The sequence below is a fragment of the Nonomuraea solani genome (assembly GCF_900108335.1).
GTDB lineage: Bacteria > Actinomycetota > Actinomycetes > Streptosporangiales > Streptosporangiaceae > Nonomuraea > Nonomuraea solani.
In genome coordinates, this window is record NZ_FNVT01000015.1 from 140424 (window position 1) to 163987 (window position 23564).

The window sequence follows — 23564 nt, forward strand, 5'->3', positions numbered from 1 at the left end:
TCACCCCTCCGGGAGCCACACCTTCAGCAGGACCAGCACCAGCAGGACGAGCATCACGGCGGAGATCACGGTCATGGCGGCGGCGAGCGCGCGTCTGAAGATCAGGTAGCTCGTCGGCGGGCGGCCGGCGGCGCGCGGCCGGGGCTCCCAGGGCCGCCGCGCCTCACCCGTCGTCAGCTCGCTCACGGCCGTGGCCGTCTCCCCCGCGAGGCGGCCGTTCAGCCGGAGCCCGCCCGCCCAGGCCAGCAGCTCGGCGATCCGGGTGCCCTCGGGCGGGATGCCCGAGGTGAGGTAGCGGACGTCGGCTTTCTGGTGGTCCAGCTCGCGTACAAGATTGCCGAGCCCCATGGTCCTGAGCCAGGAGGGCAGGTCGTCGGCGCCGCGCCCCGAGGTGGTCTGCCGGAGCAGGTCGGCCTTGCTGAGCACGACGGCGACCCGGCGCTGCCTGCCGCCGTCGGCGCGGCTGACCAGCTCGTTGCGCAGGCGCGCGAAGGTGTCGGCCGGGTCCTCGCGGGACAGCACGACCCCTTCCTCCAGCAGGGTTCGCCGCTCGGACTCCAGCAGGTGGTCCTGCACCTCCGGGATCGCGAAGGGGTCGATGACCAGGATCAGCGCCTCCCCGTGGGCCAGGTAGCGCATCTCCTCGACCTTGCTGGCCCCGGTGTAGTGCTCACCGGACGGGTCGAACAGGTAGAGGATCCGGTTGCCACCGCTCTTCCCCTTTCCCGGCAGCGCCACGTCCAGGATGACGGCCTTGGGCAGGTCGGGCAGGGTCTTGCTGATCCGGCCCGCGGCCAGCTCCCTGCGCAACTGCCGGAAGGCCTGGTCGTCGCTCCGGTCGGCGAAGAAGGCCCGGCCGCCGGCGGCGTGCACGGCCTCGTGGACGGCCTCCACGCCGAGCGCCATGAACGTCGTCTTGCCCGCGTCGGGCCCGCCGACGAACGGCAGCGGCTCGATCCGTACCCGGCCGACCCGGTCCGGGAGCAGCCGGTCGCAGGCGGGGCAGTGCGCCTGGAGGCGGTAGCGGCCGAGCAGGACGGTGGTCGGCAGCCGCACGCCGCAGCGGCAGACGTGCCGGGCGGCGCCGTTCAGGTCCGGTCTGAGGTTCGCGTGCGCGGCGCCGCACTCCGGGCACGCGTAGACCGGCAGCGTGAACCGGGCGTAGCACCGCGGATAGGGGCAGGTCTGCAGGATCCGGTACGCCAGCACGAACACGTGGTCCAGCACCCGGAGCACCCCGACGCAGAGCAGCCAGACGAGCAGCCCGAGCGCGGTCGTCACCGCGTACACGGCCATGATCAGCGCGGCGATGACGCCCGCGGGCACCACGGCGGACACGATCCCGCCGCAGACGGCGAGCCAGATCGGGAACAGGAACCAGCGCTGGTCGCCGCCGGCGAGGGTGCCGGTGGCGCCGCGCAGCGCCCGGTCCGCCTGGGCCTTGACGCGCGGGACGACCGCCCTCAGGATCGTCGTCCAGTCCTTCCACACCTGCCCGGACAGGTAGTGCGGATGGGCCGGATCGCGCTCCTCGTCGTCCCTCGGCGGGGCGACGGGCGACGAGCCGGGCACCAGGACCGTCCACGCCTGCACCAGGTAGTGGCCGACCGCGACCAGCGTGCTCGCCAACAGCACGAGCGGGTAGATCATGATGCCGGCGAACACGCCCGCCAGCACCGCGGCCAGCCAGGCGATGAGGAGCAGGAAGCCCATCAGTCGCCCCCGAAGACCCGGCGCTTCGGCTTCATGAGCCTGCGCAGCCCCTCGGCCAGTTCGCGGTCCTTCCTGAACCGGCTGTCCACGGATCCGAACGGCAACCTGCCTCTGACCAGGGAATAGGCCCACTCCTCCAGCCGGGGCACGTGCACGCCCTCCTCCCTGAGCCTGATCGCGATCTCCAGGAGCGCCGCCTGCTCCGCCCGGTTCGGGCGCGCGGTGAGCCACTGTTCGAGCAGCCAGTCGCGGGACTGCCGCGACAACTTCCTCATCAGCGCCGTGCGGGACTTCGGCTCCTGCTCGGCCAGCGTCCTCGCCGCCCGGTCGCGGGTGAGCGTGACGAGTTCGGGGTCGATCCTGGGGTTCAGGCCGGTGAGCCGTTCCACCTCGGCCACCGCCTGGTTCAGGGAGCCGGCGTGGGCCAGGCCGGTGGCGGCCAGCACGGCCTCCGCGTCGTCGATCACGGAGCCCTGGAGCCCGGCCTTCCTGATGCGGTCGGCGACCTCGACCACGTCTTCGCCCCTCAGCCCGGTGCGGACGAACAGGCGGGCGGGCAGGCTGTTGAGCACGTAGTAGTCCTGCACCTGGCGGCCGGCCTCCTCGATGAGGCGGCGCAGCTCGGTGGCCGTCGGCTCCTCGCGCCAGATGTCGCCCAGCGCGGCCTCCCGCTCGCGTGCCGTTCCCGGCGCGTGGTCCAGCGCGAGGAGCCGCATGGTCGCCTCCACCCGGTCGAGGCGCGCCGACTTCACCTCCCAGACGATCACCGCCGCGGCGGTGCCGGGGGTGGCTCGCAGGTCCCGGCCGGCCAGCGCGCGGCACACCTCGGGGGTGAGCGCGCTCTCCCGGACGGCGGACGTGGCCCGCTCCAGGCCGGTGACCAGCCCGGCCAGCAGGGCCTCCCGCCATCGGTAGGGGGTGCGTTCGAGCTGGCCGGGCACGTCGGTGAGGCGGGCGTCCACGAGCGCGGCGACGGCCCGCTCCACCTCCCGCCCGGGCAGCCCGATCCCGGCCGCGTCGGCCACCCGCAACACCCCGACCAGGCGCTCCAGCCGATCCGCCACTCCCAGCGCCTCCCGCGCCGCCCCGGCCACCTCCTCCCGATACGCCTCGGGCACCGCCACCTTCCGCGACACCGCCGATGGCTCGTGCGGGCCCAGATCGAGGGCGGCCAGGGCCGGGTCGCGCAGGGCCAGCAGGACGCAGCGTGCCGCGCAGGGCCCGGCCGCCGTCGCGGGGCCGTGCAGGGCGACCGCGGCGGCCAGCGGGTAGCCCAGCCGGTCGGCCCGCTCCCCCAACGGCGGCCACACCCACTCGGGCGGCCCGTCGCCGAGCAGCCGGGCGACCGCCGCCTGTTCGGCGGCCGGCAGGTCGGCGCCGGTCCGGCAGAGCGCCACCAGCGCCGCCGCCGTGTCGGGGTCGTCCGGCCCGAACGCGGCCAGCTCGTCGATCCCGTCGAGGTCCATGGCCTGCCACAACTCCCGCACGGTCTCCGAGAACCGCCCGGTCTCGATCGCCGCCGGCTCGTCGGCCAGCGCCACCACGGTAGCGTCCACGTCACGGGGGATCCACACGTCGGGCGTGGTGCCGACGATGAGCTGCGTCGTGGCGGCCGGATCACCGCTGTAGGTGACGAACGACAGCCGCGTGACCGCCTCCCACGCCAGCGAGTACGAGATCACCGCGATCCAGCGGACGATCTCCTCGCAGTCGGCCCCGACCAGGATGAGCCGCCCGTACCCTTCGACGAGCCCGCGCCGGACGAGTTCGAGCAGCCCGCTGAGCCGCCGGTAGGCCCCGGGCCCGCCGGCGGCCAGCCACTGCCCGAGCGAGTCGGGGTCGAGCGCGGTGCCGGGCATGAGCTCGGCCAGTTCGGACAGCGAGGCACCGGGTGTGACCGGCGTGTCGGCCCACAGCGGCGCCCGCCAGAACTCGATCGGCCGCACCCCCACCAGGTCGTCGCCGGCCAGCACCAGGGCGTGGCCGAAGAAGTTGCCGTAGCGCCCCGAGTAGTCGCGCCCCAGGTAGTGGCAGCGGACCAGGGCGTAGTGGTCGTCGGCGGGGCCGTACGACATCGCCACCGGCATCGCCCGGATCTCCTCGGGCGAGGGCGCGGCCGGCGCGCTGGGCGGCGGCCGGTAGGTGAGGTAGGGCGTGACCCGCGCGCCCGGCCCGGCGGGCAGCCCGGGGCTCTCGGCCACCACCTGGAACCCGGCCCGCCCGGACGGCCCCGCCGCCGCCGAGGTGTAGTGGAGCTGCCAAGCCACGGCGCTACCTCCGTATGCCGTCGAGCATTCTGAACCGGTAGAGCAGCCACAGCAGTGGATCTTCGATGCGGTAGGGGCGAATGCCGCTGCGCGCGACCGTCCTGCCCTCCGGCACCGTGCCGAGGGCGGACAGCCCGAACAGGGCGTAGTCGCGGTACTGCTGGCTCAGGTAGCGGTCGATCATGCCCGCCTGCCACTGCTGCAGCAGCGCGCGGACCTGCTCGTCCACCGCCTCGCGGTCGTCCAGGTCGAGCGCCCCGACCGGCTCGCGGGTCCGGTGCAGCGCCGACTGGCGCTCCATCGACTCCCGCAGCTCGTCGATCTTGCTGAGCGCCACGGCCGCCGGGATGGCCAGGCGGCCCTTGTCGCGTTCGCGCAGCAGCTCGGTGACCCGGACGATGACGTCCATCTGGTCGCTCAGCAGGTCGTCGGCGAGTGTCCCGCCACGGCCGCGCGCCGAGCCGGACAGCGCGGCCTGCGCGCCGGGCAGTTCGAGCGGGTCCAGCAGGAAGATCACGGCGTCGGCGGCGCTCAGGTAGCGCAGGTGGAGCTCGCTCATCTCGCGCTGGCGAAGGTCCTCACCGGCCGTGTCGAACAGCACCAGCGTCAGCGACGCCGTACGCCCGCGCAGCCGCCCCGGCACGGTGCGCGTGAACCGGTAGACCAGCGGGTCGCGCGGCGCCGAGCCGGCCGACTGCGTGCCGGCCAGGAGCTGGTGCTCGCCGTAGAGGGGACGGTCGAAGTCCGTTTTGTAGCGTTCGATCGTCCGGTCGTCACACGGTACGAGCGAGGCCCCGAGCTCCTCACCGACCCGGTTCATCAGCTCGTGCACCAGGACCGCGATGTAGGTGCTCTTGCCGGCGTTCTTCGCCCCGACGAGTGCGACGATCTTGCCGGGGTTCGCGCAGTATTCCGTGGGCAGCCGGCTGTGGCACGCCGGGCAGACCCGCCACGCCGTCTCCCGCGCGCAGGCCGGGCACACCGCGCGCCGCCCCGGCCGCCGCACGGTGAAGACCGGCGGCAGCACCGGAGGCGTGCCGCCACGGAACGCGCCGAGCACCTCGTCCGGCTGCGCCTGGCAGCCCTGGTTGCGCCCGCCGCGCCCCATGCAGCGGAACCCGATGTGGCGGGGCGCCACCTTGGCGAAGCAGTACGGGCACGTGATCATGGCCTCACCCCGACTTGAGCACGCGTACGGGCGGATCGACGAGTTCGACGGGGCCTTCGGCGAAGCAGCGCAGCCAGTAGGGCTTCGGCTGCCTGGGCATGGGCACGGAGAGCCGCGCGGGCGGGTCGAGGCCGGACCACTCGGCCAGCACGCGCCCGTCGTCGGCCGAGCACGGCAGGACCCGGCCCGGCTTGATCACGAGGAGCAGCCGCGTCACGCGTACGGGCCGCTCGGCGGACAGGTCGACGACCAGCTCGCGCCGCCACGGCGGCCCCTCCGCGCGCAGCGAGTAGCGGACCGGCACGACGGCCGAGAGCGGCACCCGCACCGCCGGGCCGTGCACCCGCCTGCCGTTCATCAGGGTCGTCGGGGTGAGCCGGATCGCCGGCGCCTCCGCCTCGGGGACGTCGAGCCGGATCCCGCCGCCGGAGCGGTAGGCCGCCGACGACACGAGCAGGCGGCGCTCGCCCCACCGGACCTCGATCTCCGGCACGCCGGGCGGCCACTCCAGGCCGACGTGGACGGTGCCGCCCCGGCGCACCGCGCTCACGCCCCGGGGTGCGGGCAGGTTGACGTGCTCGCGGTGCGCGCCGATGGTAGCGCTCTCGCCCGCGACGGTGACGGCCAGGAGCACGCCGGACACCTGGGCCGAGCGCAGCGCGTAGCCGTCGCGCGCGGGGGTGGCGGGCAGGACGCGCCCGGCCGCGTACACCTCGTCGAGCGGGACGACCGCGCCGTACGGCCAGCGCGGCTCCCCCGCGAGCAGCACGAACTCCAGCACCCCCGACGGCGGCTCGGCGCAGCGGACCAGCAGTTCGCCGCCGCCCGCGTCCGGCTCGACCGTGAACGCGGCCACCGGCACCGGCTTGGCCCGCGGCGTGACCGTGCGCCGCAGCCCGGGCGTGGTGACCTCGCCCCGGCCGTCGGGATAGACGGCCGCGACGAGGTAGTCGTAGGTGGTGCCGTTGCGCACGTCGCGGTCGCGGAAGCCGGAGCCCTCCACCCGGATCGGCACGCCGTCGCGCTCGACGACGACGCGCAGCACCTCGGCCGGCGCCCGCCAGTGACCGGTGACGACGCCGTCGACCGCGCTCAGCCGCAGGTCCGCCGGCTCCGGCCGGAACGTCAGCGGCGCGCACTCGACCGCGGCCGAGACGGCCTGCCCGCGCCGGGCCGCGACCGCGTAGGTCACGGGCGTGTTGACCGGCGGCCGTTCGTCGGACGCGTGCGGCCGTGTCGTCTCGGCGAACGGGAACCCGTCGCGGTAGACCTCGTAGTCGACGCTCCCGCCCCGTGACGGCGACGGCGGCCACGTGATCGCCACCACGCCGCCCCGCAGCCGGGCCTGCGGCTTGCCCGGCGGCCGTGGCGCGAGCCCGGCGAGCAGCGCTTCGGTGCCCGGCAGGTCGGGCGCCCGGCGCAGCGCGTCTTCCAGCATCAGCCAGGCCCGGTCGGGGTCGGCCTCCGCGCGGGCGGTGTCGCGCAGCCCCACGGCGGTGTCGAGCCGGGCGCGCGCCTCGGCGGCGAGGACGGCCGTCTCGCCGGTGAGCGCCTCGGGGGGCAGCGCCGCCGCGAAGTCCACGGCCTCCTGGATCAGCCCCGCGCCGATCAGCTCGCGCAGGCGGTCGAGCGGCCCGCCGGCCACGCCGCTCTCCTGCCGGATCGCGAAGATCAGCCGCTTGGCGTCGTCGGGGTGCAGGCCGAGGTCGCCGGTGGCGTGCCGCAGGAGCGTGTCGTCGTACGGGTGCTCGCGCACGCGTTCGCGCAGCCGGGCGGCGATGTCGTAGCGCAGGAGCGCCGCCGCGTCGGGGGTGTTGCGCAGCGCCGAGAAGATCATGTCGGCGCTCACGGTCCACGGGCCCCTGGTCCTGCGCTGCGCCTCCTGCTCCAGCAGGGTGACCCGCTCGGGGATCCCGGACAGGTCGCCCATGATCCGGATCTCGGCGTCGGCGAAGACGAATCCGGCGAGGTGGGGCCGGCCGAGCGTGTCGAGGGCCGCGCGGACCTTGGGGTAGGCCACGTAAGGGGGCGTCTGCGGCAGCCGGTCGGGCTCGCGCACCTCGATGTCCAGCTCGGCGGCGATGCTCACGGCGGCGGGCGCGTCGAGCCCGGCCGACGTGGCGATGCCCGCGACGACGTCGGGCGGCAGCATGCGGAGTCTGCCCGCCGCGTCGTTCAGCCGCCGCCGCACGTCGGCCAGCCGCCGGCCGTCGCGCTCGGCGGCCTGTGCGACGTGTGCCCGCAGCGGGCCGAGATCGCCGCCGGCGGCCGCCTTGAAGACCTCGGTGTAGCGTTCGGCGTGCTCGGCCTCCAGGGCGTCGACCAGCTTGCGGAACTTCAGCAGTTGCCGCGAGCGCCGCCAGCACTGCCGGACCTGCCGCACCGTCTCGGTGACCTCGGCCGCGCTCATGCCCTCCGTGAGCTGGTAGCGCGGGCGCAGGTCGACCGGGGGCAGGCCGCCGGAGCGCCGGGCCGGATCCAGCACCTCGCGCACGTATCGGGCCTCGTCGAACGCCATGGATCAGTCCACGCGCACCCGGGCGAGGGAGTCGCGCGACGACACGACCTCCTCCTCGGACATGCCGCCGATCTGGATGTCGAGGTCGAGCCGCTCGCCCCGCTCGTGCTCGCGCGCGGTGACGTGCAGCAGCCCCGAGGTGTCCAGCGCGAAGGTGACCTCGATCGGGAAGCCGGCGGGTTTGCCCGGCGGGATGCGCAGGTCGCCTTCGCCGATCTGGTCGTTGTCGCCGAGCTCCTTGGACTCGGCGCTGCCCGCCTGCTCCATCACGCGCACGGTGACGCCGGTCTGGTCGTCGTCGAGGGTGGCGAAGTCTTCGGTGACCGACGCGGGCAGCGGATCGTTGGCGTGGACGAGGTGCGCGACGTAGTCTTCCCGGGTCCGCCGGTTCGTCGTGACGATGCCGAAGGCGCGGGAGGCGACCGTCTTGATGGTGCGCCCCTCGATCGCGCGCCGCTGGACGGCGGACAGCCCGGCCTCCAGCGCCATCGCCTCGGCCTTGGCCCGCTCGCCCGAGTTGGCCAGCCGCCGGTAGGTCTCCTCGAAGGCGTAGAGCGCGGCCCCCTTGGCCACGGCCAGGTCGGGGTCCTGCAGCCGGGGCGTGAGGCCGAACTCCTTGCTCAGCGTCTCGGCCACGGCGGGCATCCGCGACGAGCCGCCGACCAGGACCAGGTGGTCGAAGGAGAGCACGCCCTTGGCCCGCGCGGTCTCCAGGGTGCGGCGCGTGATGGCCACCGTGCGCTCCAGCAGGTTTCTGGTGAGCGCCTCGAACTCCTCCCTGCCGAGCTCGACCGTGGTCACCCGCCCTTCGTGCATCACCCGGACGGTGTGCCTGAGCCGGGTGGACAGGGTCTTCTTGAGGTCTTCCGCGATCTTGCGCAGGTCTTGCTCGGTGGCGTTGCTCTCCAGCGGGTCGCCGGCGTCGGGGTGCTCCCGCCGGAAGCAGGCGGCCAGGTGCTCGACCAGGTGGTCGTCCCAGTCTGCGCCGCCCAGGTCGTGGTCGCCGTCGGTGCACACGACCTCGATGTCGCCGCCGCGCAGGGTGATGACGGTGGTGTCGAACGTGCCGCCGCCCAGGTCGTAGACGAGGATGTGGCGGTCTTCGTCGGGGTTGAGCACGCCGTACGTGATCGCGGCGGCGATGGGCTCGGAGATGATGTCGATCACGTTGAGCCCGGCGATCCGGCCGGCCTTCCTGGTGGCGTCGCGCTCGGCCGCGCCGAAGTAGGCCGGAACGGTGACGACCACGTCGGTCACGGTCTCCCCGGTGGCGACCTGGGTGTCGGCGGCGAGCTTGCGCAGCACGAAGGCGGAGATCTCCTCCGGTGTGTACGGCCGTCCGTGCAGGGTCCTGGTGACCTCCTGGCCCATGTCGCGCTTGATCCGGCTGATCACGAGGTCGGGCTGCACGACCGCGCTGTCCTTGGCGGGCTGGCCGACCACGACGTTGTCCGGGGTCTCGAAGAAGACCACCGAGGGCGTGGTGTCGGAGCCCTCGCTGTTGCGGTGCATCTCGGCCCGGCCGATCCGGTCGATGCCGGCGATGCACGAGTAGGTGGTGCCGAGGTCGATCCCGTAAACGGCCATCTATGCGTCGTCCTCCCTGTGCTGTACGGCCTGGCCGATCGCCACGTCGGCCTTGCGCAGGACGCGTTCGCCCTGGTGGAAGCCCTCGGCGAGCACCGCCACGACCCGGCCCGGCGGCCCCGGCTCCGTCCTGGTCGCCCGGTGCCTGGCGGCGTCGTAGGGGTCGCCGGGCGCCACGTCGAGCAGCTCGGCCCCGGTCCTGGCCAGCACCTCGGCCACCTCGGCGGCGATGGCCTCCATGAGCGAGCCGTCCTGCCCCGCGCCGCGCAGCCGGGCCGCCTCGCGCCCGGCCAGGTCGTGGAGGCGGTAGAGGCCGGCCCGCACCGGCGTCAGCGCCTCCTGGAGCAGGCCGTGGCGCAGCGCCTGGTTCTCCTCGAAGAGCCGGTCGATGATCTCTTCGCGGTGGGCGGCGCGGTCGTGCTCGGCCTTGATCTCCTCGGCGAGCCGGTCGAGCGCGGCCGCGGTCGAGGTCATATCAGGGAATTCTGGGGGGATCGTCATAATAAGGTGCGATTCCAAGCGGCAACGTGAAATGGCGAATCCAGAGTATCGGCACCACCACCGCCCTGAATATCGCCGGATCCCTCGATCCATAGGCGATCGGTATTTGACTCGCGCTTATTGGACCTTTCGGTCCCCGGGCTGCCCGACGGGTCCCCACTTCCCCCGCCGGACAGCCGTCTCGGAGGCGAGATCAGGAAACGATATTTATCCGGCGAGAGAGATTTTCAACAACGACTGCAATATTTAAGGTCATTCGGACCATATCGCGGGCCCCGATTTGAGTCAAGGTGACCTAAACGCGCGCACTGGAGGCGTACGACGCCGGTTCCCCATCGGCCGATCGCGGCATCGGCGGGAACAGCAGCGCCGCCGGCCCCCGGCGGTAGAGCGCGGCGGGCCGGCCGATCTCCGGCGTGCGCAGCTCGCCCGTCGGCACCACGAAGTCCGTCGCCTTGGTCACCTTGCGGCGGAAGTTGCTGGGGTCGAGCGGGAACCCCCAGATGACCTCGTAGACGTGCCGCAGCTCCGCCATGGTGAACGGCTCCCGGCAGAAGGCCGCCGCCACCGTCGTGTACTCCAGCTTGGCCCTGGCCCGGTCGAGCCCCTCCCGCAGGATCGCCAGGTGGTCGAAGGCCAGCTCGGACGCCAGGGCCGCCTCGACGGGCGCCCAGTGCGCGGTCGCGGCGTCGGTGCCCGCCACCGGCGCGGGCAGGTTGGGGCCGAGCGCGAGATAGGCGACGGTGAAGGTGCGGCCGCGCGGGTCGCGCCCCGGCGCCCCGAACGTGCGCAGTTGTTCCAGGTAGAGCTCGTTACCGTTGATGCCGGTCTCCTCGGCCAGCTCGCGGAGCGCGGCCTGGTCGAGGTCCTCACCGACGCGTACGAAACCGCCCGGCAGGGCCAGCTCCCCCTTGAAGGGCGGCTTGCCCCGCTCGATCAGCAGGACCCGCAGCCCCGCGTCGAGCACGGTGAAGATCACCAAGTCCACGGTCACCGCCGCCGACGCCGACCCGTCATGCTTTGATGCCCGGTTCACCACGCACCCACCATACCTATGGTCACCTTGACCCAATCAACTCCGCCATTTATGGTCAATTAGACCTTAACGGGGGTTTGGAGGGCCACATGGGCCGATCCACCACGCGTCAAGAACACGGCGGGGCCTTACGGCAGGACACGGCCACGCGGCATCTGTGCACGGGGGTGCACCTCGACACCAAACTGCGGGTCGTCGTCCTTCGCCGGGTGCACAACGATCCGCGGCATCTGGTCGCTCCGTCGTACGGGTTCGACCTCGTACCCGTCGTCGTGCACGCCTGGCGGGCGTGGCGGCTGCAGACCGCGCAGGACCTCGCGCTGCTCGGGCTCTTCGCGGCGGGCTGCGCCGTCAGCCGTCCTGCCGCCATCGTCGTCGCCTGCGCCCTGGCGTTCTGGTGGACGTGCGGCATGATCGTCAAGAGCGCCCGGGTGGTGCTGCCGCTGTGGGCCAAGGAGGTCGCCGACCACTGGCTGCACCGGGTGCGGTGGCGCAGCCAGTCCGACGAGCTGCGCGAGCACCGACGCCGGCTGCGGCTCGGCGCCATCGCGTGCGTGCTGCTCGCCCTGGTGACGCTGATGGCGTCCGCGCCGGCCGGCGACGCGTTCGGCGACACCATGCGGACCGCCGGAATCGTCCTCGCGGCGATGGCCGTGGTGGTGGCGGGCAGGGGCGCCGCGCAACAGGTGTGCCTCAACCGCATGTACCACGCCACTTCGCTGCGCCCGGCCGAGCTGTCCCCGCGCCAGGAGGCGATCTCCGACCAGCAGTCACACCCGTACGTCGTCTACCGCCGTCCCAAGCCCCAGGACACCGGGACCAAGAAGCCGGAGGAGCTCGACTGGGACCTCATCGACGGCGACCTGATCCCCTTCGTCGGCAGCGGCCAGCTCGTGCACCGGTGGCTGCCCCCGTTCACCGTCCAGCTCCTGTCGGCGGTGGGGCTCGTGGACGCCGTCGAGCACCGGCCCCTGGAGGAGCGCGAGCACGCCAGAGCGCCGTTCCAGCCGCACGAGCTCGTGAAGTACCTGAAGAAGGTCATGGCTCCCATGGGCGACGAGAGCGACCCCACCGCCCTGCGCGGGTTCACGGTGCGCGACCGCGTGTACGTCGCCGAGCCCGACGTGCCCGCGCCCGCCGGCTGGCTGCGGCAGCCACCGAGTGAGGCCGAGCTGAACGCCATCATCGACGAGCCGTACGGCGACGAGCACCATTTCCTGGAGTTCTGCGCCAGCGTCGCCGGTGAGATCGTCACGACCGTCTTCCTCCGGCTGACGGTCAAGGGCAGGGCGCTGAGCCTCTACTTCGCCGCGTGCGCGCTGACGCGGACCCCGGCCGAGTACCACGTGCTCAACGCCTACCGCGAGAACGACGCGGGCGCCGTCCTGCGCTCGGCGCTGCGCGAGCTGCCCTTCCTGCCGTGCCGGGCCGCCGGGACCTGGCGGCTGGTCCAGGCCCCTGGGCTGGTGGCCGGGGCCCTGCGGGCGCGCAAGAACCGCATGCTGAAGCCGCGCCGCGGGATGGCCATCGGCGCGCGGATCAGCGTCCGGGAGGAGAAGTCGACGCCGTGGGAGGACGCGCGGCTGGACGAGGTCACGATCGAGGACCACGTGAAGCTCATCGAGCAGCGCCTGCTCAGCGCCGTCCAGGACTTCCTCGAAGAACGGAAGATCGACACCTCGGCCTTCAGGAAGCGGGCCGACCGGATCATCAACACCGGCGTGCTGAACATGGGCGGCAAGGTCGACATGAGGCAGTCGGCCGTCGGCACGAACGCCCAGGTGCGCCAGGACAGCCGCGAACCTGACAAGAGCTCTGAGGGAGGTCACGGCGATGAGCGGCAATAGCGGCTTCGTCAACTACGGCGGTCATGTGACCATGCACCAGTCCGCCGTCGGCGACAACGCGCGGGTCGACGTCTCGGCCGCGCCCCGCGAGGACGACGTCCCCGGGCGCGCGGACGTCGGCGTCATCACGATCCTCGGGAACGAGGCCAGGGCCGCCCATGAGGTGCTCGGGCTGCGCCCGGCCGGCGGTGCCGCCCTGCCCTTCTTCGAGGGCGACGTGACCACGGGCGGCACGACCCGGCGGGTCGTCGCGCTCCGGGCCCTGTCGCAGGGGCAGCGTTCGGCCGTCGTCGCCTTCGACCACCTGCGGCGGCACTACCGGCCCGCCGTCGTGGTGCTGGCGGGCATCGGCGGGGGTGTTCATCCCGGCATCGAGGTGGGCGACGTCGTGGTGACCACCAGGGTCGTCTACTACGACCTGCGCAAGGAGACCCGGTCCGGGCGGCGGCGCAGGGGTGAGGAGCGGGAGTCGCCCGCCGTGATGGGGCACGCGGTCAACTCCTTCTTCACCGCGTACGGCGAGCCCGCGGTGCTGCCGGGCGGGTTCCGGGTGCTGACCGGGCCCATCGGCTCGGGGGACGCGGTGATCGCGGACGCCGAGTCGGAGATCGTCCGCTATCTGCGGGCGTTCAACGACAAGATCCTCGCCGTGGACATGGAGGCGGGCGGGCTGACGCAGGCCTTCCACGAGCAGGACGGCCCCGGGGCGGTGCGGGGGTGGGTGGTGGTGCGCGGGATCTCCGACGACGCGAGCGCGGCCAAGAACGACGACCACCAGGACCGCGCGGCCCGCAACGCCGCCCTCACGCTGCGCCACCTGCTGCCGTACCTGCCGTCCACCCGGCCCTGACCCGGCGCCGGGCGGACGGCGGTTCCGGGTCAGAAGGCGAGCCGGCGCCAGTTCGGGACCTCGCCGGCCGTCAGGGCGCGGGCGAGGATGGCGGCGCGGTCCACGGCGCCGGTCAGCCGCTGGCCGCCGCCCTGGTCGGCGCCGAAGCGCAGCGGGCGGGCGGTGCAGCCGGTGATGCCGTCGGAGGTGGCCTGGCCGGTCGCCTTGCGTTCGCCGTCCACGTACACGGTGATGGCGCCGGAGCGGTCGAGGGTGACCACGAGGTCGATCCAGCGGCCGGTGGGCAGGGTGGTGTTCAGGCCGACGTTGGCGCCGGCGCCGATGAAGCGCAGCGTGCCGGCCGGCGTCACGTCTATGAGGACGCCGTCGGTGCCGGGGTCGCCGGAGCGCTGGGAGTCGAACAGGCGGCGGTAGCCGCTGCCCGCGATCTTGACCTCGGCGGCGAACGTGGCCTCCCTGACCAGGCCGAGCGTGGTGCCCGCGGTGGTCAGGTAGGTGTCGCCGTCGAGCGTGAGCCCGCTCCCGGTCGGGGCGGTGGCGTCGTAGGCGGCGGTGCCGGTGACGGTGGCGTGGCGGCCGTTGCCGGAGGTGTCGGCGACGGTGCCGCCCTCCTTCGGGTCCCAGGCGACCAGCACCGAACCGGCCGGTGGCGGGGCGCAGGGTTCGAGGGCGAGGACGGCGGTGGCCGCGCCCTGCCAGGAGCCGGTGACCGCCGCCGAGAGCACCGCCCGCCGCGAGCCGTCGGCCGGTCCGGGTGTGACGGTGAAGGCGGCGGTGCGCGACCGTCCGGGCGCCACGCCCGGCAGGTGCCGGGTGGCCGGCTCGACGGTCCACCCCTGGGGTACGGCGAGCGCCACGTCGGAGGCGGGCACCGAGCGGCGCCGGGTGGCGGTGACCGTGACCTGGGCCTCGAACGGGGTGCCCGGCCTGGCCGTGGCGGGCGTCTTCAGGGCGACGGCGGCCTCGTTCTGGATGGTGTACGCCTTGCCCGCCCGCGCGTTCCAGCTCAGCGTGTCGCCGTCGCGGCGCGGGCCGACCTCGTGACCTCGCTCGTCGAAGACCCGGTAGCGGCCGGCGACGAACGGGGAGGCGACCTTGATCGGGCCGGTCCTCCCCGGACGCACGGTGACGGTGTCGGGGGCGCCGTCCTTCCAGGTGGCGTCCACGGTGACGTCGCCGCGCGCCCGCAGGCCCGACACCGACCCGTCCCGCCAGGCGGACGGCAGCGCGGGCAGCACGCGTACGACGTCGTTCTGGCTCTGCACCAGCATCTCGGCGATTCCGGAGGTGGCGCCGAAGTTGCCGTCGATCTGGAACGGCGGGTGGGTGTCCCACAGGTTGTCCAGGGTGGAGCTCTTGAGCTGCTCGGCGAGCATCTTGTGGGCGTGGTCGCCGTCCAGCAGCCGCGCCCAGAAGTTGATCTTCCATGCCTTGGACCAGCCGGTGCCGCCGTCGCCACGCGCGGTCAGCGAGACCTCTGCCGCCCGCGCCTCGGGGCTGCCGGGGGTGATCTGGTTCCCGGGGTGCAGGGCGTACAGGTGGGAGACGTGCCGGTGGGTGTCGGTCCTCGCGTCCCAGTCGGTCTTCCACTCCTGGAGCTGGCCCCAGGAGCCGATCCGCAGGCCGGGGTCGAGCTGGGCGAGGGCCGCGCTCAGCTCCTTCCGCAGCCCTTCGTCCACCTTGAGCGTCCTCGCGGCCGCGAGGGCGTGGGTGAACACCTCGCGGACGATCTGCTGGGACATCGACGCGCCGGCGGAGAAGTCGCCGTGCTCGGGCGAGTAGCTCGGGGAGACGACGAGCCTGCCGTCGCGCGGGTCGGTGTGCAGGAAGTCCAGCCAGAACTCGGCCGCGCCCTTGATCACCGGGTACGCGGTCTCGCGCAGGTAGCCGGTGTCGCCGGTGAAGCGGTAGGTGTCGTACAGGTGCTGGGTGGTCCAGGCGGCGGCCTCGGGGAACCAGAACGACTGGGCGTAGTCGTGCACGCCGGTGAAGCCGAAGGGGTTGGTCTCGTTGTTGACCACCCAGCCGCGGGCCCCGTACATGTCCTGGGCGGTCTTGCGGCCGGGCGCGACCAGCGCCGCGATGTAGCGGTCGTACGGGCGGGTCGTCTCGTGCAGGTTGGTCTGCTCGGCGAGCCAGTAGTTCATCTGCAGGTTGATGTTGACGTGATAGTCGGCCGACCAGGGCGGGCTGGTGGAGTCGTTCCACACGCCCTGCAGGTTGGCGGGCAGCAGGTCGTTCTCGCGGGAGGAGGAGATCAGCAGATAGCGGCCGTACGCGAAGAACAGCGCCTCCAGCGCCCGGTCGTCGGCCGCGCCACCGCCGGTGTAACTCCTGCGCAGCCGGTCGGTGGGAACCCGCGGCGTCTCCTGGCCGAGGTCCAGCTTCACCCGGTCGAACAGCCTGCGGTAGTCGGCGACGTGCGCCCGCCTCAGCTCGTCGTAGCCCTTCGCGGCGGCGGCGTCCACCGCGGCGGTGACCCGGGCGTGCGGGTCCTCGCCCCGATAGTCCGGGTACGTGCCGGCGTAGTCGGTGCCGGCCGAGAGCACGAACACGGCGCTGTCGGCGCCGGTGACGGTGATCTCGTCCCCCGCGTCGGTACGGCTGCCGCCCGTGATGATGACCTGGACCTGGACCTCGAACCGCAGCCGGTTGTCGCGCAGCGTGCCGCGGATGGTGAGCCGGCCGCCGGCGGCCGTGACCGTCTTGTCGTCACGCGGCGAGGTGTGGCGCAGGGTGAACGACACCTGGCCCGGCCGGTCCGCCGAGAGGCGGCCGACGATGACGTTGTCGGGGTTGGCGGCGAAGTACTCGCGCTCGTGGCGGACGTCGCCGTCGGTGTAGGCGACGCGGGCCACGGCCTCGCGCAGGCTCAGCTCGCGGCGGTAACCGGCAGGGCTCTCGGGCGCGCCGGGGAGGTCGAGGCGCAGGTCGCCGAAGGTCTGGTACGCGCCGAAGCCCGTCTTGGGCTGGCCTAATAGGGCGGCCACGTCGGCGGGCGTCATCCAGCCGTCGCGGTCGATGCGCCGCCGCACCTCGGCGATGGCGTCCGGCCGCGGGGTCTTTCAGCCGCCATGGTCGTAGCCCGGCGACCCCGGGCCGCCGGTCCACAGGGTCTTCTCGTTGAACTGGATCCGCTCGGACGCCACGCCGCCGAAGATCATGGCGCCCAGGGGGCCGTTGCCGATGGGCAGGGCCTGGGTCTCCCAGTCGGTGGCGGGCTTGTCGTACCAGAGGGTCAAGTCATCGGGTGTCTGTTCCGGTTCGGGGGCGGCGTAGGAAGGGGCCGGGAGCCCGGCGGCTAGGGTGAACACGACGATCAAGGTAGCGCTGAAGCGTCGGCGTGGGGGGTGGGCCACTGATTCCTCCGATCAGGCGGCGATCCCCACAAGGAGATAGCACCGAAATCGGACGGCAACAAGGCGCCCCTCTCATGTCATCGGCTTTCCGAAATTTTCGAGCATCGCAACCGGACCGGGCCGAACAGGCCGGTGGTGCGCTGGCCGGGGAAGACGAAGTGGGTGGGGCTCGCCTCGTCCATGTAGGGGGCCAGGGTGCCGAGCACGAGGATCTCGATCTCGTTGGCGCCTTCGTCGAGGTCGACGTCGAAGACGTAAGGAGAGCACACCCGGACGCCGCAGGGCCGCCCGTTGACGCTCACCTCGGCGGTGCCCCTGACGCGCCCCAGGTCGAGCGCGCCCGGCCCGGCGGGGGCGTCCATCGTGGTCCGATACCGTACGCCGCCGCTGTAACCGGCCAGCCCGCGCTCCTCCCAGTCGCCGAGCCGCATCCGCCCCGGCCCGCAGGTGAACCGGACGGGGCCGGTGAAGGCGGCGCCCGCCTGCGCGCCGGGGGTGGTGTCCACCCGGATCTCGGCCTCGCCGTGCGGCCCGCCGAACTCGGCCCGCACCTCGGCCCGGCCCAGGGCGTTCACCTCGATCCCGGTCGCCCCGGGAGGCACGTCCAGCAGGAACAGCTCGGTACGCGCCCGCGCCCCCGGCACCGCGAACACGACAGGCACAGCGCCGGGGGTATCGGTCAGCCAGTGCGTCTCCGGGAGGGGGTGCGGGCGCGGCAGGAGCCAGAGGGCGGCGGGGTCGCCGTGCTGGCGGCGGCGGACGCGCGGGGCCGGTGACCAGTCAGGGCCGGAGACCGCCAGGCCGTCGGTGAGCACCCAGCCGCCGGACTCGACGCGTACCGTGTTGGCGCCCTCCCGCAGCAGGTGGGCGACGTCGTAACGGCGCACGCGCGGGATGTCCGCCTCCGCGTACGGGTCGAAGCCGCCCTGCCGGCCCGCCTCGACGCCGTTGACCAGCACCCGGCAGAACGACGTGGAGGCGACCTGCAGCAGCGCGGGCCCGGGGCCCGGCACGTGCACGACCGTCTCCAGCGGCGCGCCCGCGATCCACTCCGGCCGGGCCGCGCCGGCGGGGTCGGCCACGAAGCAGACGTACGCCCGCAGGTCGAGCTCCTCGTCCGGCACGAGCACCAGCTCCAGCAGGTGCTCCCCGGCGGGAATGGGCAGGCGCGACACGGCGGCGTAGCCGTGGTCCTCAAGTGGCACGGACGAACGCGGTTGCTCGGTCCCGTCGAGCCAGACCGTCTTGGCCGCCCCGGCGCCGATGGCCAGCCAGGCGGGACCGCCGTCAGGGACGGTAACGACCGTGCGGAAGCGCGCCTCCATGCCCGCCTCGACGCGGCCGAACGCCAGGAACTCCACCGGCACCCGGCCCTTCGGCCCCAGCGTCTCCCGGTGCACCGGATCCTTGTGCAGCCCCCGGGAGGACGACCACACCGACGGGGTCCAGGGCCCGGCGCCGGTTCGCTGCTCGCCGCGCGGCCCGAACGTCACGTCCACCGGCACCCCGTCCGGCGTGCGCAGGGTCCGGCATTCGACCCCCGCCCCGCCCCCGAAGTCCGACCAGGTGTCGTCCAGGGTGGGCACGAGCTCGACGTCCCACTCGTCCCCGAGATCCACTTCCACGGGGTAGGCGGGCCGCGAGGCGGGCTCGGCCTCCGTACCGTCGAACACCAGCAGCGCCGCCGGCCCGTCGTCGAACGGGACCACGACCCGCACGGCGTCACCGTCCCTGGTGTACGGCAGCGCCACCGCCTCACCGCCGGAGAAGGGCCGCAGCAGCAGCGGTGTCCCCGAGACGCCCCGGACGGTGATCGGCATCTCGCGGGCGTACCGGGCGGGGTCGAAGTCGATGACCGCGTCCAGCCAGCCCAGGTCCACCCCGCGCTCCTCGGGCCGCCCCACCCCGATGCGGCTGGCCATGGGGAACGCGGCCGGCAGGAACACCAGCGTCGTCTCCCCGTCCTGCCGCACCAGCGCGGGCACGGGCGCCTCGACCCGCCGCTCCAGGTCGCCCAGCGCCTCCCCCAGCCGATCGGCCCCGGCCACGAACCGAGCCCCCAGCCGGGCCCCAAGCCGAGCGACGTCCACGGGCACATCCACCGGCACATCCACCGGCCCATCCACCGGCCAATCCACCGGCCCGTCCACCGGCCCACCGGCCGGGACCTGCTCGGCGCCGACCTCGATCAGCAGGCCGCCGCTCGCGGCGAACTCCGCGAGCCGGTCGGCCACCTCCTCCTCCAGCACCGTGACGGCCGGCAGCACGATGGCGCGGTACGCCTCCGTGGACACCGTCAGCCGCCCGTCCTTGACGACCGCCCGCCGCACCGAGTCCTCGTCGATGACGTCCGCGTCCAGGCCGAGCCGGTCCAGCACCCCCGGCTTGGTGGCGAACCAGGCCATGTCGCCCACCAGCTCGCGATAGACCTCCTGCGCCCGCAGCGCGGCCCGGCCGGCGCCGTCCACCCCCGTCCCGGCCTGCGCGGTGGCCGTCGGAAGCAGGACGGCGACGTCGCAGGCGTGCCGGCCCAGCGACAGGGCCGCGCACAGCCGGGTGACGGCCTCGGCGAAGACCCGGTGGTGCCGCCAGTACGGCTGACGCCAGTCGGTGGACGGCGGCGCCCACTCCCACCAGCCGCGTTTGGTCGTGTAGTAGACGGCGTGCGGGTTGTACAGGGTGGCCCCGGCCCGCAGCCACGGCAGCAGCCAGTCGAACGTCTCCTCCAGCGTCCCGCCCCACCCGCTCGAATGGAACGCCTCGATCCAGGTGCGCGGCCGCCCGTACAGGTGGGCCAGCGAGGAGTGCAGACGCGCGTCGCCGTGGTGGTCGGAGCCGGGCGCCCCGAACCAGCGGTGGGTCCGCGCGTAGTCGGCGTACAGCCGCACCCCGTCCACCGGATGCCCCGCCCGGGCGGGATCCTGCTGGTCACAGCCGTGCACGAGACCGTGCCGGGCGTGCCACTCGGCCAGCGGCCGGAAGAACGCCTCCTCGGCCAGCTCGGCCCGGGTGACCTGGTACGCCCGCCAGTCCGGCGAAGGGGAGTCCAGGTCGAACGCCTGCCCGCGACGGGCCAGATGCTCGGCGGCGAACCCGGACGACCAGGTGGGCAGCGTCGGCAGCTCGTCCTGGAACGACCCGGCGATCACCCGGCCGAACCAGTGCCCGATCCGTCGTTCGAACTCCCCGTGCACCCGGTCCAGCAGCACCGCGCACGCCTCGCGCGAGAGATAGTCGAAGCCCCGCGACGTGACCGACCCGTCGGCGGCGAGCCACTGCCCGGCGAACTCGGGCCGTTCCTGCACCAGCCGCGCCTGCAGGTCGGCCCCGGAGAAGCCGAGCTGGTCGTAGAACCACAGGTGCGCGCCCAGCTCGTACGCGTCCTCGCACACCCCGTCGAGCAGCTCCCACCACGCCTCCGACAGGAACGGCGGGTCGTCGGCGCCGGCCCCGAACATCGGCCCTGAGGGGGCCAGGTTGAGGATGACGAGATTGTGCACACCCCCGGCGACCAGGCGTTCCATCTGCCAGCGCAGCCGATCCCGGCGCAGCGGCTCACCGCTCCACCACCAGATCGCCGCGGGGGAGAACGTGCGCGGCGGCTCGCGGAAGACGTCGAAGACGTTCATCCCTTGAGCCCGCTGGAGAAGCCCTTGATGACGTACCGCTGCAGCAGCAGGAAGACGACGACGATCGGCAGCGCGCCGAGCACGAGGCCGGCGAAGACGAGGCCGTGCTGGGAGACGTACTGGCCGACGTAGGCGAACACGCTGACCGGGACGGTCTCGAAGCCGGAGCCGCCGAGGTAGACCAGCGGGGTGAAGAAGTCGTTCCAGATGAAGACGGCGTTGAGGATCAGCACGGTGCCGGTGATCGGCCGCAGCAGCGGGAAGACCACGCGGGTGAACGCCGTCAGGTGCGAGGCGCCGTCGATCTGGGCGGCGCTGGCGTACTCGCGGGGCAGCGCCCGGATGAAGCCCGTGTAGAGGAAGACGGTGAACGGGAGCTGGATGCCGGTGTAGAAGAGGATCATCCCGGCGTGCGTGCCGATCAGCCCCAGGTCGGTCACCAGCTCGTACAGCGGGATCATGCCGAGCTGGAAGGGCAGCACGATGCCGAGCAGGAACAGGACGTACAGGCCGTAACCGAGACGGGTCCGCACGCGGGCCAGGAAGTACGCGGCGAAGGAGCCGAGCGCGACGAGCGCCACCAGGCTGACCACGGTGATCACGGTGCTGTTGACCAGCGACGGGCCGAGCGCGGCCGCCGACCAGGCGCTGGCGAAGTTGCCGAGCGTGGGCGGGTCGGGCAGCGCCAGCGGCGACGACGAGATCTGCGCCGGGTCCTTCAGCGACAGAGAGATCAGCGTGTAGACGGGGAACATGAACGCCACCGCCGCCGCGATCATGACGATCTCAAGCCAGAACGTCCTTTTCACGCGGTCACCTCCCGTCCGCGCAGGTAGTACACCTGGATGAGCGACACCGCGGCCACGAACAGCGCCAGCACCAGCGCGATGGCGGTGCTGTAGCCGAACTTGCCGAACACGAACGCCTGCTTGTAGAGCACGGTCGACAGGGTCTCGGTGGCGTAGCCGGGGCCGCCGTTGGTGGCGGCGAAGATCTGGTCGAAGAGCTTGAGCCCGCCGATCGTGGAGAGCATCAGGTTGATCGTCACGGCGGGGGCGAGCAGTGGCCAGGTGACGTAGCGGAAGCGCTGCCAGGTGCCCGCCCCATCGATCATCGCGGCCTCGTGCAGCTCGCGCGGCACGCCCTCCAGGCCGGCCAGGAAGATGACCATGCTGTAGCCGGCGTACTGCCACACCACCATGCCGGCGATCGACCACAGCGCGACCGACGGGTCGCCGAGCCAGTCCACCTCCAGGCCGAGCAGCCCGTTCAGGCCGGCCGCCGGGTCGGGGTTGTAGATGTACTTCCACAGGAAGGCCACCATGACGGGGCTGACGACGACGGGCGCGAAGAAGACGACGCGCAGCAGCGCGCGGCTCTTCAGCTTGGCGTGCACGCCGAGCGCCAGCAGCAGGCCGACGCCGTTCTGGACGACCACGATGGCCACGGTGAGCAGCAACGTGTTGCCGATCGAGCCCATGGCCTGCTCGTCGTCCAGCAGGGTGCGGAAGTTCGCCAGGCCGACGAAGGACATGTCGCGGCCGATGCCGCTCCAGTCGGTGAAGGCGTAGACGACGCCGGAGATGGCCGGGTACAGCACGATCAGCGCGTACACGGCCAGGGCGGGCGCGGCGAACAGCCAGGACGGCGCGGCGGCGTCGAAGCGCCGCCGCCGCGCGGCGTGGGCGGGCCGGCTCCGCCCTGCGGTCACGGGGGTCACTTCCGGTACGCCTCGTCCATCTTCTTCAGCGCCTCGTCGATCGTGGAGTCACCGGCCAGCAACTCCTGGACGACCGCGAAGTGCACCGGCTGGACCTCGGCGTTCGGCCAGCGCTGGTCCATGAACGGCACGGCGCGGTCCTTGGTGAACGGCAGGAACGACTGGACGGCGGGGTCGATGGTGGAGCTCGCGTCCTGGGTGAGCGGGATGGCGGCGATGGCCTTGGCCCAGGCGTTGATGTTCTCCTGCTTGCCGAGGTAGTCGATGAACGCCTTGGCCTCCTCGGCGTTGCGGCCCTTGGCGTTGGCCCCGAGCCCGACGACGACGCCGGCGGGGATCCACACCTGGTTCGCGTCGTCGGCGCCCGGCAGCGGGAACATCGACAGGTCGTCGGGCGAGGAGGCGGCCTTGCGGAAGTCGGGCAGGACGGCCGAGACCTGGATGGCCATGGCCGCCTTGCCGGTGGCCACCATGGAGGTCTGCTGCTCGAACGTGGTGCCGTTCGGCTTGTCGTTGAAGAAGCCGCGCTTCTGCAGCTCCAGGTACATCTCCATGGCCTGCCGCCAGCCCGAGTCGGCGAAGCTGGCCTGCCCGGCGAGCTGCTTGTCGTCGAACGTCGGGTCCTTGGCGTAGACGGTGGAGGGCACCAGCGCGTACGTGATCAACTGGGTGACCCACGGCGTCTGCGCGCCCAGCGCGATCGGCACCACGCCGACCTTCTTGAGCTTGTCGCACACGGCCAGGAACTCGGTCCACGTCGTCGGCGGCGCGTCGATCCCGGCCTTGGCGAAGGCCTTCTTGTTGTAGACCGCGCCGATCACCGACGACCCGGCCGAGTAGATGTAGGTCTTGCCTTCGAGCTGGAAGGCGGGCTTGAACCCGGCGGGGATGGTCTGCGTCCACGTCTGCGCGGACAGGTCGGCCAGCAGCCCGGCCCCGGCGATCTGGGACATCGACATCGCGCTGCCGTTGCCGGGATAGACCACGTGCAGGTCGGGGGCGTTGCCGGCGCCTAGCTGGGTGCGCACCGAGGTCTGTACCTGGTCGGTGGGCGCGTAGGAGGGCGTGATGCGGACGGCCGGCTTGACCTTCGCGTAGGCGGCGGCCAGCTCGTCCATCGGCGTCTTCTGGTCGGCCACGCCGATGAACTTGAGCTCGGTCGTGGCGGCCCCACCGGTGGTCGCGGTGGTCTCGGGCCTGGTGGAACAGGCCGTGGCGAGCGTGGCCGCGGCCAGACCGCCCATCATGCGCAGGAACTGGCCGCGGCTGACCCTGGCGCCGTGCAGCAGGTCGGTCATGTCGCTGTCTCCTCGGTCGTGCGGAAAGCTGAAGATCCCCGAGAGCTGGATGCGAACGTTTTAATATCTTG

General features: G+C 72.8%; 14 protein-coding genes and 1 pseudogene. 2 read left to right on the forward strand and 13 right to left on the reverse strand.

Annotation, left to right across the window (positions count from 1 at the left end; all coding sequences use genetic code 11):
- The 7 genes from C4V41_RS40460 to C4V41_RS40490 form a co-directional block, all read right to left on the reverse strand.
- Entirely contained in the window at positions 1-1713 is a 1713-nt protein-coding gene (locus tag C4V41_RS40460; protein WP_103961313.1) for a TRAFAC clade GTPase domain-containing protein, read from the reverse strand.
- Positions 1713-3980: a GAP1-N2 domain-containing protein gene (locus C4V41_RS40465; RefSeq protein ID WP_103961314.1), complete on the reverse strand. Its 2268-nt coding sequence runs from the start codon at positions 3978-3980 to the stop codon at positions 1713-1715. Before C4V41_RS40465 ends, C4V41_RS40460 begins: the two co-directional genes overlap by 1 nt.
- A 4-nt stretch (positions 3981-3984) precedes the next feature.
- Complete coding sequence (locus C4V41_RS40470; RefSeq protein WP_103961315.1) at positions 3985-5148, reverse strand: GTPase; 1164 nt, start codon at positions 5146-5148, stop codon at positions 3985-3987.
- Positions 5149-5152: 4 nt separating this feature from the next.
- The gene (locus C4V41_RS40475) at positions 5153-7666 is read right to left on the reverse strand and encodes a hypothetical protein (RefSeq protein ID WP_103961316.1); all 2514 of its coding nucleotides are present in this window, start codon (positions 7664-7666) and stop codon (positions 5153-5155) included.
- Positions 7667-7669: 3 nt separating this feature from the next.
- Positions 7670-9253, reverse strand: coding sequence for an Hsp70 family protein (locus C4V41_RS40480; RefSeq protein WP_103961317.1), 1584 nt, complete (start codon positions 9251-9253; stop codon positions 7670-7672).
- The gene (grpE, locus tag C4V41_RS40485) at positions 9254-9727 is read right to left on the reverse strand and encodes a nucleotide exchange factor GrpE (RefSeq protein WP_103961318.1); all 474 of its coding nucleotides are present in this window, start codon (positions 9725-9727) and stop codon (positions 9254-9256) included.
- A 322-nt stretch (positions 9728-10049) separates the two neighbouring features.
- The gene (locus C4V41_RS40490; RefSeq protein WP_235030686.1) at positions 10050-10790 is read right to left on the reverse strand and encodes an NUDIX hydrolase; all 741 of its coding nucleotides are present in this window, start codon (positions 10788-10790) and stop codon (positions 10050-10052) included.
- Between the two features lie 89 nt (positions 10791-10879).
- Between C4V41_RS40490 and C4V41_RS40495 the strand changes: the two genes are divergently transcribed.
- Positions 10880-12637 (forward strand): hypothetical protein, encoded by a 1758-nt coding sequence (locus C4V41_RS40495; protein WP_146103962.1) that lies wholly within the window; start codon positions 10880-10882, stop codon positions 12635-12637.
- A complete protein-coding gene (locus C4V41_RS40500; protein ID WP_103961321.1) occupies positions 12624-13487 on the forward strand; it encodes a 5'-methylthioadenosine/S-adenosylhomocysteine nucleosidase family protein in 864 nt (287 codons plus the stop codon). The genes C4V41_RS40495 and C4V41_RS40500 overlap by 14 nt, the downstream gene beginning before the upstream one ends.
- Positions 13488-13516: 29 nt before the next feature.
- On the opposite strand, the gene C4V41_RS66225 is transcribed toward C4V41_RS40500, so the two are convergent.
- The 6 genes and pseudogenes from C4V41_RS66225 to C4V41_RS40525 all read right to left on the reverse strand — a co-directional run bounded on the left by C4V41_RS66225 (position 13517) and on the right by C4V41_RS40525 (position 23493).
- Positions 13517-14758 (reverse strand): LamG-like jellyroll fold domain-containing protein, encoded by a 1242-nt coding sequence (locus C4V41_RS66225; RefSeq protein ID WP_235030698.1) that lies wholly within the window; start codon positions 14756-14758, stop codon positions 13517-13519.
- Positions 14759-14764: 6 nt separating this feature from the next.
- Positions 14765-16846: pseudogene (locus C4V41_RS66230) on the reverse strand (glycoside hydrolase family 95 protein); the annotation flags it as partial.
- A 77-nt stretch (positions 16847-16923) separates the two neighbouring features.
- Positions 16924-20475 (reverse strand): hypothetical protein, encoded by a 3552-nt coding sequence (locus C4V41_RS40510; protein ID WP_103961322.1) that lies wholly within the window; start codon positions 20473-20475, stop codon positions 16924-16926.
- Positions 20472-21284: a carbohydrate ABC transporter permease gene (locus C4V41_RS40515; RefSeq protein WP_235030687.1), complete on the reverse strand. Its 813-nt coding sequence runs from the start codon at positions 21282-21284 to the stop codon at positions 20472-20474. Before C4V41_RS40515 ends, C4V41_RS40510 begins: the two co-directional genes overlap by 4 nt.
- Positions 21281-22186, reverse strand: a complete 906-nt coding sequence (locus C4V41_RS40520) for a carbohydrate ABC transporter permease (RefSeq protein ID WP_235030688.1) — start codon at positions 22184-22186, stop codon at positions 21281-21283. The genes C4V41_RS40515 and C4V41_RS40520 overlap by 4 nt, the downstream gene beginning before the upstream one ends.
- Positions 22187-22191: 5 nt before the next feature.
- A complete protein-coding gene (locus tag C4V41_RS40525) occupies positions 22192-23493 on the reverse strand; it encodes an extracellular solute-binding protein (protein WP_103961324.1) in 1302 nt (433 codons plus the stop codon).
- Between the last annotated feature and the right edge of the window lie 71 nt (positions 23494-23564).